We start from the raw sequence: 13,325 nt of genomic DNA on the forward strand, positions 1-13,325 counted from the left end.
CCCCCCCCCGATGCCCACGCATTCGAAATGTCTTGTTTTGTCAAGGTTGTCCGACTGCCGATCGCGATTCCGATGTCGTTATTCCTCAAATCTCTACGCATCTCGGCGAGACCACGCTCTGGCTCCCATGCGTCGATCTCATGAGCAACCCCGAGCATCCGCGCATCTTTTTCGGACACCCCGTTTGCGACCATGATCGCCATCCACAGGCCATGGCGCTTCGCATTCCAAGTCGGATCTTCAGCGTCGATTTTCTTCGTTTTCTTTGCAAGCTTTTATCAGCCAACTCGTACGCCCGCTCGGCGATCTTGCAGGTCACAGCGCCGACCATGCGGCACCATGCCCTCTCGTGCGGGCCTGGCCGACCTAGATCGTAGCCGAAGCAGCCGACTCCAGCACTTGGGAAAAGGCACGTTTTACGTTCGTCGCCCCACTTCCTCAGCACTTCCTCAGCCGCCTCTACAGCCTTCCGCTCCTTCTCATCAAGGTCACCGGAGCATCTGCGGAGGGTCTTACATTCACCGCCGGGGCGCTTCTTAGCTACCGGCTTCTTGACAGCAGTCCATTTCTTCTTGTGGACGCTGTAGGTGAGCTTGTGGCTGGATTTCTTCCAGTAGTTTGTTTCTTCGGCCGAACCTTCAGTGGCGAGGGGGATTAGTCCGTCAGGGTCACTGAGAGTGGTGGGGTTGTTGTTGGCGTAGCTGTATCCGTGGAGTTGTTGTGGGTCGTTGGGGTCCATGAGTGGATCGATGGATGCAAATCTGCCGATGGTGGGGTCGTATTCGCGGGCGCCGAGGTGGGTGAGGCCGGTGTCATCGTTGGTGCCGCCGACAAAGCCCTTGGTGCCGCGCCAGGGGGTGGGTGTTGTGCCGCGGTTTTCGCCGTAGGGCATGGTTCGGCGGCGCTGGCTGGCCAGGGTGTCGGCGTCGATTTGGACTTGTCCGGCGCCTTGGTGGTTGTTGATCGTCCACTTGAGCCCGGTGATGTCGCGGACGGCGTAGCCGTTGTAGTAGCGGGTGCCGTCGGGTTGGGTGCTGCCGGTGGCGAGTTCGAGTTCGGTGCCACCGAGGTAGAGGGTGGTTTTGGCGGGTGCGCGGGAGATGAGGCGTTTGCCGTCGGCGTCGTCGACGTACTGGGTGGTGTCCGTGCCGTCGGTGATGGTGTCGAGGCGGCCTTCGGGGTTCCTGGTCAGCGTCTGGGTGGCGCCGGTGGTTGTGGTGCGCTGGGTCATGTTGCCGGCGTTGTCGTAGGTGAAGCTGCGGGTGCCGGTGTCGGCGAGGGGGCCGGCGGCGGTGACCGCGGCGATCTGGTGTGCGGTCACACCGTGGGCCGCGCCGACGTTGTAGGTCCACACGGTTGCACCCGCGGTGCTGTTGTGGTCGGTCTGGGTGAGCCGGTTGCCTGTGGCGTCGAAGGTCCACGATCGGTGGTAGGGATCGGCGCCGGTGCGTTGGGGGGTGGTGCAGTTCGTGGTGGTCTGGGTCCAGGCTTGGGTCAGCCGGCGGAGTTGGTCGTAGGTGAAGCATTCGACCTGGTCGGTGGTGCCGTTGGTCTTTCCGGCGGTCGTGGTGATGTTGCCGGCCTGGTCGTAGGTGTAGCCGTTGGTGAACCGGCTGTCGAACGTGCCAGGGGTGTTCTGGTTCTCGGTGGCCACGTCGTGGCTGTCCAGCCGTCCGGTGCCGGGGTCGATGGTGCTGGTTTGCCGGATTTGGCTGCCGGCGGTGCCGTGCACGGTCTGGTGTGCGGGTCCGTGGTTGTAGTAGACGGTATTTGCCAGGTACTTGGTGTCGGGCTTGCCGGCGGTCTGTCCGGTCGTGGACCGCAGGTAGCCGTTGGTGTCGTAGCCGGTGGTGATGGTTTCGGCGGGTAGGCCTCCGACACCGGGCAGGGTCTGACTGGTGATCTGGCCGGTGAGGTTGTAGCTGACGCTGGTGGTGTAGGTGCCGGCGAGGGCGCCTTCGGCAGTGGGGATCGTGACGGTGGTGCCGCTGGGCTGGTAGCGGTCGGTGTAGCCGGTGACCGCGGTGGTGTAGGCGTTGCTGTTGTGCCACCTTGTGGAGGAGGTCAGTTGCCCCTTGGCCAGGGTGTCGTACAGGTAGCTGGCGAGTCGGGTGCCGGTGCCGACATCACCGGCCCAGCGGGCCTTGGCGCGGGACATGTTGTCGTACTCGTTGGAGATCTTCTGCCCGCGCGCGTCGGTCGTGTAGGCAGGCCGCCCGGCGCTGTCGTAGTGGGTGGTGGTGGTGCCCGAGTCCGGGTCGACCTTTCGGGTAACTCTGCCGGCGAGGTCGTAGGTGTGGGTCCAGGTGTTGCTGGCGGGGTCGACGACGGTGGCGAGTTGATCGAGGAGGTCGTAGGTGTAGGTGGTGCTCTGGTGCGTGTTCGGGTTGGCAGTCGAGGTGTACTGGTCCAGGCGGGTGACGTTGCCGCGCACGTCGGTGTGGCTAACGGTCTTGGTGCCACCTGCCGGCGGCACGACCGTGACGCGGTCCCCGTGGTAGCTGGTGGCCGTTTGCCGCCATACCGTGCCGAGTTTCTTGTCCACCTGGGTGGTGGCCCGGTTCAGGTGGTCGTAGGTGGCTTCGTGAACCGCTGGGATGGTGGTCAGGTTGGGGTTGACCAGCCCGGACCCTGCCGTGGAGCTGTTGTGGAACGGGTCGGTGGTGGCCGCGGCGTTGCCGCGGGCGTCGTAGGTGGTGGCGGTGACGATCCGTCCACCGTTCGGGCCAGGCTGCTGCGCTTCCCGGCCGCGGCCTAGACCGTCCAGATATTGGAACGAGGTCAGGTAGACGGGGCTGCCGCTGTGGGATTGCAAGGTCTCGGTCTTGGTGCGCGCTGGGGCGCTCGGTTGTCCGATGCCGCTGGAGGTGATCTGGTAGCCGAACCGCAGCGACGGCACCCCGGAAGACTTGGCCTGCCCCGGCTGATACACCTCCGCCAGCCGGCCGAGTGGGTCGTAGACAAGGTCGGTGACCTTGCCGTTCGGGTCGGTGATTCGCGATGGCTGGCCGGTGTGCCGGTCGATCAGAGTGGTGGCGGTGTGGTTGAAACCGCCACCAATGGTGCTGGTGAGTCCGTTGTCCGGCCAGTTCACGATCGGGCTGTAGCTGGTCGTCGTCGTCAGCCCGGCGGGGTCGGTCGAGGTGAGGATCCGACCCGTGTTGTCGTACGTGCTTCGACCGCTGGAGGTGTAGGTGGTCGAGTTGGTATAGACGCGGGTCTCGGCGACGTTGCCGTCGAACGGAGCCTGAGAGCCTTCGACAGTGAATGTGTCGTAGAACGTCACCTCCCTTGACAAGAGGGTCCCTGATCCGCAGGTATCGCCGGACCAGGTTTCCACCCGCTCCGGGAAGTCGATCATGTAGTAGGAGTTGGGGGCGTTCTGCTGTGCTTAGGTGTACGAGGTGCAGGTGTTGTCCGCGACTCCTACTTGGTTGTACTGGTGGAAGCGGATCGGTAGCCCGTAGGTGGACTCGTAGATTGTTTTCTCTTCGCTGTGCCGCCAGCTGCCGCAGGATTCACCGAAGGCGTACTGGAGTTCGCCAAAGGATTCGCTATTTGGGACCTGGCTCCGGGACACTACATCCTACAGTCGGCGGGTGGCACCGTGCTCGACCTTGCAGGTGAGCCAATTTCCCTGGACTACAGCTTGCAGTCATTGCCCGATATTGCGCGAGCGATGAACCGAAGGCAGACGTTTGTTGCCGCCGGCACTTATGAGCTAGCCCGGGATATCCTGAGCCACCTAGACCTACCTCAATGAGGCGTTCGACGATTTGCGGACCCGGAATGGTCGCGCGCCGCAGGGGGTGAGGGAAAAGTTGAGCGATAGCCCATTTCGGCACATGACAGGGCACAGCCGTACAGGCAGCCGACAGCAGCGTGCGTAGTCTGCTCGCATGAGTGAGGCCAAGCGCGTCGCTGTGTCACCGGCTCCAACCGCGGACTCGGGAAGGCCATCGCTCAAGGCATAGCACGGACGGGTGCTCACGTGGTCGTCACGGCTCGGGCTGAGGAAGCCGCCGTGCGGACCGCCGACGAGCTGCGCGGGGGAAGGGCTGTCTGTATCCGGCCATCAACGCCACCAGGCGGATCCGACAGTCGTGAGTAATTGACGGGTGACGTGAAGGTGATCCTCATGTTTGACTACGTCGATGGGGGCGGCGGACGTTCGGCTGTCGATTGACTGCGGTAGCGCCAGCACCGTGGCGGTGGTGGCGTGGGCTGACGGTCGTGCATCAGTCCTGTCGTTCGACGGTGTGCCGTTTCTGCCCAGTGCCGTGTATGTGGCTGGCGATGGGCGGGTGTGGACGGGGCAGCAGGCGTGGCAGGCCGCCGAGGATAAGCCGGGAAGGTTGGTGCCGAGTCCGCGTCGTCCCGCTGACGGTGATCTGGTGGTCGACAGGACGCGGGTGGAGGCGGTGGATCTTGCTGCGGCGCCGCTGCGTCGGGCCGCTGCTGAAGCCGAACGGGTCGCTGGTGAGCCGGTGCGGGATGTGCAGCTGGTAGTGCCGGCGGGGTGGGGGCCGCGTCGGCGTACCTGGATGCGGCAAGTCGCCCATCGGGCGGGTCTGACGCAGCCGCGTCTGGTGGAGGCCCCGGTGGCGGTGGCCGAACACTTGGCGGCGACCGGTGTGCGGCTGCCGGTGGGGGCGTGCGTTGTCGTGTGTGACGTCGGCGCGGGAGCTGAAGTGACGGTGCTACGTCGGCGGCCGTCCGGCTTCGAGGTGCTTGCGACTCTGGCTGACCCTGCGGCGGGAGGCGCCAGCGTCGATTCGACGCTGACAACGGCGCTGACAAACGGCCGCGACATGGCTGCGGACGGCATGGCACCCTGGGCGACGGCGGAAAGCGTACGCGTGGCGAAAGAGGCTTTGATCTCTTACCCGGCGGTCACGGTACCGCTGGCTGGCCAGGCTCCGGTGATCGCGAACCGCGCCATGCTCGACGAGGCTGTCCGGCCCGTGGTGCGACGCGTCGCGGACCTGACGCAGCAGACCATTGCCGCCGCTGAACTCGCCGCCAGTGACCTGGCAGGGATTTACTGCGTGGGAGGCAGCGCTCGTCTACCGCACCTGGGCGAGGCGATCGCCGAGCACACCGGAGTCATGCCGACCGTTGTGGCCGAGCCTCAGCTCGCCGCGGCGCTCGGCGCTGCCGAGGTTGCCTCCACGAATCCCGGCACGGCTGCGGTGGAGGTGCCGGTGCCGCCGGTGCGCAGAGCGATCGGGGTCGCGGTGCCGGGGTTTGCGTCTCTGGCGCTGTTCTGGCAGTGCATCGTGACCGCCGAGCGGCACAACGTCACCCTGGGAATGCACTACTGGGTCGCCTTCAACTGGGGTGAACTGGCGATGGCGGCCGTATTCGCCCTGCTGGCATGCCTTGCTGCGGGAACCGTCCTCGGTTCCCTGATTGCTGCACGCAGTCCCACGCAAGATGTCCGAACGGAGGGCGGGAAGGTCAGCATCGGAATTCTCGCTGCCGTCTCCCTCGGGGCCGCCATCGCGGGCCTCTACGCGGTGGTCACCAGCCAGTACTTCACCCTGCCGGTAGGCGGCTTCCTACGCTGGGCGTTGTGGCCAATCGTCCCCATCGCGGTGTTGGCGATGGTGATGGCAGTGGTTGCCGCACGGCAGTGGCGTACGCCGCACGGCGGCTGGTCGGCGTTGCTGGCCGCACCGACGGGCTCTGTCGTCGCTGCCGCCCTGGGCATGGGTCTGATCCAGTATTCGCTGACCGCCGACCGGTGGCCGCACGTGATGATGTGGGTCGACCTCGCCGGCCGGATCGGCGGGCTGTTCCTGGGCGTCGGGATCGTCATGGCAATCGTGACGCCGCTGATGTTCCGCATCATTCTGGCCGCACCGGTCGCGGTGATCAGCGCCGCGATCGTCAATACGCAAGCCACCGGCATCCTCGCCGTCTGCTACGCCTTGGCCGTGGCGGTGTGGTGGGCGGCCCGACTGTGGACGCGCATCGTCCATCCCACCACTGCTGCTGCGGCATCCGTCCGCCCTCGGGCGGAAGGTGGATGAGGTGCGCTGGCCACGGCAGCTGATGTCGCTGCTGTCCGTACTCGTGCTGTTGACCGGTCCGCCGCTGCTGTTACTGACCCTGATCGGCCCACCCATCAGCGGCTTGCCGAGCACGGCGCAGGTGCGGGCATGGGTGCAGGAACCGTTGACCGAGCAGACGCTCACCGCCGCGCTGACGATCGGGGCATGGCTGGTCTGGCTGATGCTCGCCTACACCGTTGCCGTGAGAGTCGTCATCCGTCTCCGCGCAACCTCGGCATGGCTGCGACGGCTGCCGCTGCCGACGCCGTTGCAGGCGACGGCCAGCGGAATGGCCGGCGCGGCCGTCTTCGGCGTCACCACCAACACCGTCCCCACCGCCCCAACGCAGCCGCCCCACCCGGTGGCAGCGGACGCGGTCGCGCTTCAGGACGAGGCCAGTCCTGACGACCACGACGAGGCCACACACGATTCCGGGGTCGACGTGTCCGGGGGCTGGCTGCCCCGGGACGTCGCCGAGCAAGTCGCTGCCGCCGCAGCATTGGTCTGGCTACGCCGCCGACGCGACTACCAACCCCGTTCCGCCAACCGCAAGGATGCAGACCTCGCCCCGCTGCCTCCCACCGTCACCGCCGTGCAGGCCGCACTCGCCGACACCCCCACCCCACCGGCAGCACCCATGCCGCCGAGCGGGATATCTGCCCTTATCGGAGTCCTACCGGACGGCGGCGTGGGCCTCACCGGACCGGGCACGCTGCCCGTCGGCCGAGGACTGCTGGTCACCGCTCTCCTCGCCGGGCACCACCATTTCGCGACAACCCTGATCGCCACCCAGGCAGCCCTTGCCAGTCTCCTCGGACCAGCCGCAGAGACACTCGGCCCTCGTCTACCGCTGACAATCGTTGACAACGTCGACGAAGCAGCGCAGCTTGTTCACGAAGCCGATGCACACGCCATCGATCAGCGCCAAGACGCCCCGCCACATGCACTCAGCCATCGACGGATGGTGCTCCTCGGTGAACACGAGGGCGACGGACCCCGGGTCAAGAAGCTTGTCGAAGCGAGCGTCGCCACCGGTGCCGTGGTGGTCGTGCTGGGGCAATGGCCCGCTGGCCCGACCTGGCACGCCGACTCGACAGGCCACCTGCACGACCCACATCACGCCGACGGAACCGGACCACGGCTGTGCGTCCTGGACCAGATGGCGGCCACCGACCTGCTCGCCATCATCGCCTCTCCCAACCCGGCCACCCCGAGCCACCCCCTGACCCAGGCACGGTCACCGGAGATGCGACTGCCGCGCCAGGCCACCCGACACGAACCCCGCCTCCCTTCCCCCACACCCCGCCAACGGCTACACCTGCGCGTCCTCGGGGATCCACAACTCCTCGTCGACGGTGAACCCCTCGCCATCCGCCGCAGCGCCGCGCTCCAGATCCTCGTCTACCTCGCCGCCCATCCCACCGGCGCCGACACTCCACAACTCACCGACGCCATCTGGCCAGGTGTACCCCGCCGATCCCTCACCGGACGGCTCTACACTGCCCTCAGCGATCTACGCGGCACCATCCGGGCCGCCTCCGGCCTGCACGTCATCGACCACGTCGATGATCGCTACCGCCTCAACGCCGCACACATCGACGTCGACCTGTGGCACCTGGGCACCGCCATTCACCACGCCACCACGCCGCTCACCAACACCCGCACCGCCTGGCAGGCTGTCCTCGACGCCTACCCCGCCGACCTCGCCGCCACGCGCACCTGGCCCTGGCTCGACCCCATCCGCGAAGCAACCCGCCGGCAGATCATCAACATCTGCGTCTCCCTCGCCACGGCAGAACCTGACAACCACCGCGCTCTCCAACTGCTGCAGGCCGGAATCCGCATCGACCCCTACAACGCCGACCTGCACACGCACGCCAGCCGCATCCTCACCGTCCTCGGCGACCACAAGGCCGCCACCGAACTCCACGACCACTACCAACAAACCCTTACGCGCACGGGCCTCGACAACCCCGCCTCCCACCACCTCCCATCCACCAGCATCCGGCAATAGGCCGTCCGACAGGGCCGCCGCGAGGCTCGGCGGACCTCCTCGTCAACTTGACCGAGAAGACACCGGATCGCCGTGCAAAGCACCCAGCCCCGCCCACGATCGAATCGCGAGTCGCTACCCGCTACTACTCTGCCGATGTCTGCGCATGGACGCCCGAGCGGGAGTGCCGTTATTTGTACAGTCCCTTTTCACGGCCGTCACCGCAGACCACACCACCGGATGCGTCACCGCCGCCACACTCCGCACCGGCGGACAGCCACCCCACCGCCGCACCTGGGACACCGAGCAGCTCGACATCGCCGCGACCATCATCGACGTCGGCGCCGCCAAAGCCGTACACCGCTGGGGCTGGGTCATCGCCACCGCCACCGCCATACAGGAATCCGGCCTGCGCAACCTGCCCCACCTCGGCGACCACAACGACCACGACTCCATCGGCGTCTTCCAACAACGCCCCAGCCAAGGCTGGGGCACACCGGCACAACTGGGCGACCCCGCCTACCAGGCCGGCACGTTCTTCGACACACTCCTGACCGTGCCCGGCTGGGAATCGATGCCGCTCACCCAAGCCGCCCAGAGCGTCCAGGTCTCGGCGTTTCCCGAGGCGTACGCGCAATGGACCGACGACGCCGTGCGGCTCGTCGAGCAGCTGACCGGCACCCTCGGCGCCTGCACCACCGAAGCGCTCACCGCCCTACCCGACGGATTCGCGCTCCCCGCCACCACTGCACCCGCCGTCCGGACCGCCGTCACCTGGGCCGTCCACCAGCTCGGCACCCCGTACCACTTCGGCGGATCCTGCACCGACCCACACTCCGACGACCCCACCAGGCACTGCGACTGCTCATCGCTCATGCAAGCCGCCTACCGGGCAGCCGGCATCACCATCCCGCGGATCACCACCGACCAGGCCCGCACCGGCCAACAGGTGACCGACCCGACGCGCGTCCTGCCCGGCGACCTCGTCCTCATCCCCGGCAGCCACGGCACCATGACCCACCCGCGCCACGTCGGCATGTACCTCGGCCACGGACTCATCATCCACGCCCCCACCACCGGCGACGTAGTCAAGATCACCCGCCTCGACGCGTGGATCCACCACATCGCAGCGATACGCCGCATCGTGCCGACGGCGGCCGCGCAGTATCCGTAAAAACCTAAGGCTGGTCAGAGTGCATGCAGCGTGGTCGGCCGGTTGTCAGGCACCTATTGGCCCCGGTGCGCGGGTTGCTGCGGAGGTCAACCGGTCGGTGTAGATCCGGTGCGCCTTGCGTTCGGCGGAGGGCGCGCCGTCGGTGTCGAGCATGGCCGCGGTGCGGATCGCGCCCCAGCTGACGCCGTGTTCGCGGGCTAGAGCGGCGATGCTGGCACCGGCGCGGAAGGCGACGCGTGCCTGGTCAGTCGCGCCGAGTTGGGCAAGGCGAGGGCGTCGGCCGGACGTGCTGCCGTTGGCCCAGGCGGCGGGAGGACCTGCGGGCCGAGGACCCGCAGGGCACCGAACAGTCCGGCTTGCCGATCGGTCGCCAACTGCTCGACCGCGTCAAGCAACTCCGGTACAGGCCGTGCATTGCGACGGATCTGACGCAGTGCGAATGCCTTCACGGCGCGGCCGGTTTCCGGCGCCTGCAGAAGCGCAACCAGTTCAGCATCACTGGTGGCCGAAAGATCGACCGGGCGGTCACGAGGATCCTGTCGGCTGCGCTGCGCGGTGTTCAGGACCGTGTCGATCCTCGGATCCCGACCCCGCCAACGCCGCCACGGCTCAGAGGCGGCAGCACCTCGGCCGCATCTTCGCACCTGATACGCCTGGCCGCGGTCTCCACAGATCGTCCCACCACTGCGCCGGCCAACTGCCGGCCAGCGTGGACAGGGCATCGATCCAGCGAATCCCGTCGCGGACATATCCGCGCAGCGTCTCGGTTGCCTGCATGTTCCCTTTGCGGGCGAGCGCCTCCAGGACGCCGACGGCAAGGTTGAACTGGTTGTCATCACCGGTCGGATCCGCTCGAGGCCAAGCACGGTACGGGCCGCAGGCACGAAGCTACGTGACGAGTGGGGCCACGTCGAGGCGCAGGTCATGCAGCAGCCGGGCCAGGTACCTGTAGCGATCGTCGACCTGCCAGTCCCACCGGGCGTCGCGACCGGTGCAGGCGTAGACCAGGTGTCCGTGATCCGGCTGCTCCCGCAGCCAGGCCACCGCGACACCCTGGCCGCGCTGCAACGCACCCAGCCCCGTGCGGTACGGCGCGTAGTGCCAGTCGTGCGAGCAGTCGCCGTCCTCACAGCCCATCACGACAGAATGAAACCGGCCGGCTCCCCCGCTCCACCGAATTTGCTGCGCTGAGCAGGGTACGCAGCACAACTGCCTACGAAGGGACCGATGACCACCCTCGCGAGAACGGAGCTGGGTGCTCTCATCACGCGAGAATCGGCGGCAGGTTACCCACCGGCATAGTCACTCTGCGGCTTCGTGTCCGTAAGACGCGCAGGCCGCGACAAGTCATCAAAGGCGATCTCTGTAATGTCATCGACGAGCCGCACGAAATGGGAACCGTAGACTTCCCTGCCGAACAGCCCGAGCACGAAGCAGAAGTTCCCCGCATTTCCGTACGTGCGAGAAAGCGCAGCCTTTTCACGCACCAAGTATCGCGCCGCAGCTTCATTGGCCAGCGCCGTCTGACCGAATATCAGAAAGATCGGCCGTTTCGCGTCGTCGATTATTATGCGAGCTATTAGAGCGTACTCGACCTCACCCCTTACGCGTTGGAACGATTTCTTCCCGACCTTTATCGTAAGTCCATCCGGATCTTCCTCGAAGGTTCCCTGCGCTACACCGGGCATGTGCCAACGCAGATGAGCTGCAGTCCGCTGGTTAGACATCGGCCCGCCAATGCAGAATTCAACCTCGTCGCCGATCCCTGGCACCTCCTCGTGGTGCATGTAGAGTCGGGGGGTCACGCCGCAGGACTTGATAAGCACCGCGAGTTCAACCATAGCGGAGACGTCGGCCTTTTCAATAGCGGTTACCCATTCCGAGCGGGCCTGTTTCGCGACAATTAGCAATGCACTCGATGTCGCCCGGAGGCCGAAGAATCCCTCCACACGCATACGTTTACGACGCCGTACGATTAGTTGCGAAAGCCAAACCACAACGCCAGCGATCGCGCTGGCGAGCAGGTTGATGGCGAGGTCGGACATGCACTCTCCGCTCGGGCCTGGGTGACTGTCAAAATCCTCCCCCATGCGGCCTTGGATAGATAGAGCGTCGGGGATGTCCGCGGACGGTGCCTGAACGCCCGGAGGACAGCAACGCAGCGCTCGTACGGCACCTTCCATCCAGGGAACCGGGCCACCAGCGCGAACTGTGCCCGTAGCTGCTGTCGCAGGTCTTCCGTTCCGGGCCATTCCTCGATGCTCACCGGGCCAGGGTCATTGCGTGCTGGTGTAACTGCTGGTCACGGCGTCGATCAGGTCGCGTGATCGGCGGTCGGCGCGTCGGTTGGCGCGGGCGATGTTGGGTTCGCCGGTGATGCGGTGCCAGCCAATCGCGATGTTACGCAGGTGGCCATGACGGCGGGTCCGGTGCCGATCCGCTCCAGCACCGCGGGAGCGGTGCGCGGCGCGGTGCCCGGTCTCAATCACGCTCAGCCCGGGGATCCGGTCAAGGGCGCCGCGGCGTTCCTGACCCTCGCTGACGCGGAGAATCCGCCCGTGCGGGCTCAACTGGGCAGTGACTGCCTCCAGGAGCTGGAAGCCAAGATCACCCAGTTGCGGACGGAGTCGGAGGCCTGGCGGGACCTGGCACTCTCCACCGATCACGAGGACGTCCTGGTCCGAGAGGAGAAAATACACACCTGACGCAGGTATACGGCCTTTCCGTCGCGGGTCCAGCCAGCCCACCGCGGCCACAAGCGGACACGCTCACGCCGCGGACGGCGCTGCCAGCTCCGAAGAGCAGGCATGCGGGAGTCGGTCCGCAACGGTGTTCTTGCCGGCCGCGATCAGGCCCGTGAGGATCACGAGTTCGGGCACAGGCTCGGCTTCACCCGCGGTCAGCGCTGGGCCCGACGGTGGGGACACGGATCCGCAGATGCCCGGTGCGCGATGCGCGGCAGCGGTCAGCTACCGCTCCCCTGCCCCGCGGTCGTCGGGGCCGTCAATCAGGGTGCTGTCCCTGTGGCGGGTCGCGTGTCTGATGTCGTGCAGGATGCTGCAGACGCTGTCCCAGTTGAACGGCCCGTCTGGCATCGTCGGCCGGAGAGTGTCGGTGGCGGTAAACGAACACCGGCGCCGGGTCGTGTTCGGCCACACCCAACCGCGCCGGTCAGCGCACCTGGGCCTGTCGACCGTCGTGCCCGAGCGGATCAGCATCAGGTGTGACGACGGTGGCGGTATCGGATGGTTCGATGAGGACTTCGACGGGGCCCGCCAGGACAGCAACCCGTCCGGTCGGACCCTGGTCACGGATCACTCTGACCTGCTCGGCGGCGACGGTCAGGCTTACCCGTACCGTCGCCGCACCGCCAGGCACGACCAGCCCACCGCCTGCATCCCCGACCGTCCTCCTTACCCCTACCGCACTGTCCTCGGATCCAGGCGCAGGCATGCCCGAGGGCATCTCCAGTGCGGGGTCCACCTCGGGGTCTGTGGCGTGTCCGTGAATGATGAAGAAGCCGAGTTCGGCGTCGGTGCTCTTACCGAGAACCTCCCGCAACGCCGTGCGGCAATGCTCATAGGGCCACCGGTGTTCACCGCGTTCCAGCTTGCCCACATAGCGGGCGTCGACAGCGACCCGACGGCCCGTGCGCCGGTAGGCGTACGCGTTGACCGCATCCGCCAACTCCTGACGCGACATCGGCCGCCCCGAACCCGAGGGAGACCGCTGCGCCAACCGCGCCGCGCGCAGCAGATTGTTCGGCCCCGGTCGATAACCCACGATGAATCCCGTCTCCCGCTCTCTCTACTGACGCCAGCCAGCCGGCAGCGAGGCCACAGCGCTCGCGTTACCGGAGACGTACACGGCCACGCTCACTTCCCCGTCACGACGGGTATGGGCAGCGGCGGGCCTGCCACCAGCAAGGCAGGGCCCGCCGCTACCGGGCGACGACTCGCGAGCGAGCCGCCGGTCACCCATCCACGCAGCCCTGCTGGCAGTACGCGGACGGGGACACGTCGCCGTCGAGCAGCGAACCGTGGCAACGCTGTCGCGTCGCCATCTGCTCGACAACCGCTGGTCCATGCGTCCACCCAACCGG

10 protein-coding genes and 1 pseudogene are annotated in these 13,325 nt (G+C 66.7%); 6 read left to right on the top strand and 5 right to left on the bottom strand.

The annotated features are described in order from the left end of the window. Together Vgi01_RS31570 and Vgi01_RS29780 are read right to left on the bottom strand one after the other, a co-directional pair. The coding region (locus tag Vgi01_RS31570; protein ID WP_373307070.1) for a hypothetical protein at window positions 1–203 on the bottom strand (203 nt) is incomplete at its 3' end. Between the two features lie 452 nt (window positions 204–655). After that, a pseudogene (locus Vgi01_RS29780) lies at window positions 656–3,511 on the bottom strand (RHS repeat domain-containing protein); the annotation flags it as partial. On the opposite strand from Vgi01_RS29780, the gene Vgi01_RS31575 reads away from it, so the two are divergent. The 5 genes from Vgi01_RS31575 to Vgi01_RS29805 all read left to right on the top strand — a co-directional run bounded on the left by Vgi01_RS31575 (window position 3,497) and on the right by Vgi01_RS29805 (window position 9,223). Next, window positions 3,497–3,763, top strand: a complete 267-nt coding sequence (locus Vgi01_RS31575) for an inositol monophosphatase family protein (RefSeq protein WP_204293285.1) — start codon at window positions 3,497–3,499, stop codon at window positions 3,761–3,763. The pseudogene Vgi01_RS29780 and the gene Vgi01_RS31575 sit on opposite strands and share 15 nt — an antisense overlap. Window positions 3,764–3,970: 207 nt before the next feature. Then, entirely contained in the window at window positions 3,971–4,111 is a 141-nt protein-coding gene (locus Vgi01_RS29790) for a hypothetical protein (protein WP_239089252.1), read from the top strand. 43 nt (window positions 4,112–4,154) lie between these two features. After that, window positions 4,155–6,035 (top strand): Hsp70 family protein, encoded by a 1,881-nt coding sequence (locus Vgi01_RS29795; RefSeq protein WP_204293286.1) that lies wholly within the window; start codon window positions 4,155–4,157, stop codon window positions 6,033–6,035. Window position 6,036: 1 nt separating this feature from the next. Continuing rightward, window positions 6,037–8,070, top strand: a complete 2,034-nt coding sequence (locus tag Vgi01_RS29800; RefSeq protein ID WP_239089251.1) for an AfsR/SARP family transcriptional regulator — start codon at window positions 6,037–6,039, stop codon at window positions 8,068–8,070. 145 nt (window positions 8,071–8,215) lie between these two features. Further along, the gene (locus Vgi01_RS29805; RefSeq protein WP_204293288.1) at window positions 8,216–9,223 is read left to right on the top strand and encodes a C40 family peptidase; all 1,008 of its coding nucleotides are present in this window, start codon (window positions 8,216–8,218) and stop codon (window positions 9,221–9,223) included. A gap of 888 nt (window positions 9,224–10,111) precedes the next feature. Here the strand turns inward: Vgi01_RS29805 and Vgi01_RS29810 are convergent. Next, window positions 10,112–10,360: a hypothetical protein gene (locus Vgi01_RS29810; protein ID WP_204293289.1), complete on the bottom strand. Its 249-nt coding sequence runs from the start codon at window positions 10,358–10,360 to the stop codon at window positions 10,112–10,114. Between the two features lie 149 nt (window positions 10,361–10,509). Beyond that, window positions 10,510–11,268, bottom strand: a complete 759-nt coding sequence (locus Vgi01_RS29815) for a hypothetical protein (RefSeq protein WP_204293290.1) — start codon at window positions 11,266–11,268, stop codon at window positions 10,510–10,512. A 369-nt stretch (window positions 11,269–11,637) separates the two neighbouring features. Here Vgi01_RS29815 and Vgi01_RS29820 point away from each other — a divergent pair, with 369 nt between their 5' ends. Continuing rightward, window positions 11,638–11,928 carry a Rossmann-fold NAD(P)-binding domain-containing protein gene (locus Vgi01_RS29820; RefSeq protein WP_204293291.1) on the top strand — a complete coding sequence of 97 codons (291 nt, stop codon included), beginning with the start codon at window positions 11,638–11,640 and terminating at the stop codon, window positions 11,926–11,928. Between the two features lie 466 nt (window positions 11,929–12,394). Here the strand turns inward: Vgi01_RS29820 and Vgi01_RS29825 are convergent, their stop codons facing one another. Further along, window positions 12,395–13,006 carry a helix-turn-helix domain-containing protein gene (locus tag Vgi01_RS29825; RefSeq protein WP_204293292.1) on the bottom strand — a complete coding sequence of 204 codons (612 nt, stop codon included), beginning with the start codon at window positions 13,004–13,006 and terminating at the stop codon, window positions 12,395–12,397. Window positions 13,007–13,325 lie beyond the last annotated feature (319 nt).

The organism is Micromonospora gifhornensis (assembly GCF_016863515.1).
Classification (GTDB): domain Bacteria; phylum Actinomycetota; class Actinomycetes; order Mycobacteriales; family Micromonosporaceae; genus Micromonospora; species Micromonospora gifhornensis.

What these genes read in the sequence shown, in the direction of transcription:
- Vgi01_RS29795 (WP_204293286.1), top strand. Translation starts at nt 4,155, where the DNA reads ATGGGGGCGGCGGACGTTCGGCTGTCGATTGACTGCGGTAGCGCCAGC.
- Vgi01_RS29805 (WP_204293288.1), top strand. Translation starts at nt 8,216, where the DNA reads ATGGACGCCCGAGCGGGAGTGCCGTTATTTGTACAGTCCCTTTTCACG.
- Vgi01_RS29810 (WP_204293289.1), bottom strand. Translation starts at nt 10,360, where the DNA reads ATGGGCTGTGAGGACGGCGACTGCTCGCACGACTGGCACTACGCGCCG.
- Vgi01_RS29815 (WP_204293290.1), bottom strand. Translation starts at nt 11,268, where the DNA reads ATGTCCGACCTCGCCATCAACCTGCTCGCCAGCGCGATCGCTGGCGTT.
- Vgi01_RS29820 (WP_204293291.1), top strand. Translation starts at nt 11,638, where the DNA reads ATGACGGCGGGTCCGGTGCCGATCCGCTCCAGCACCGCGGGAGCGGTG.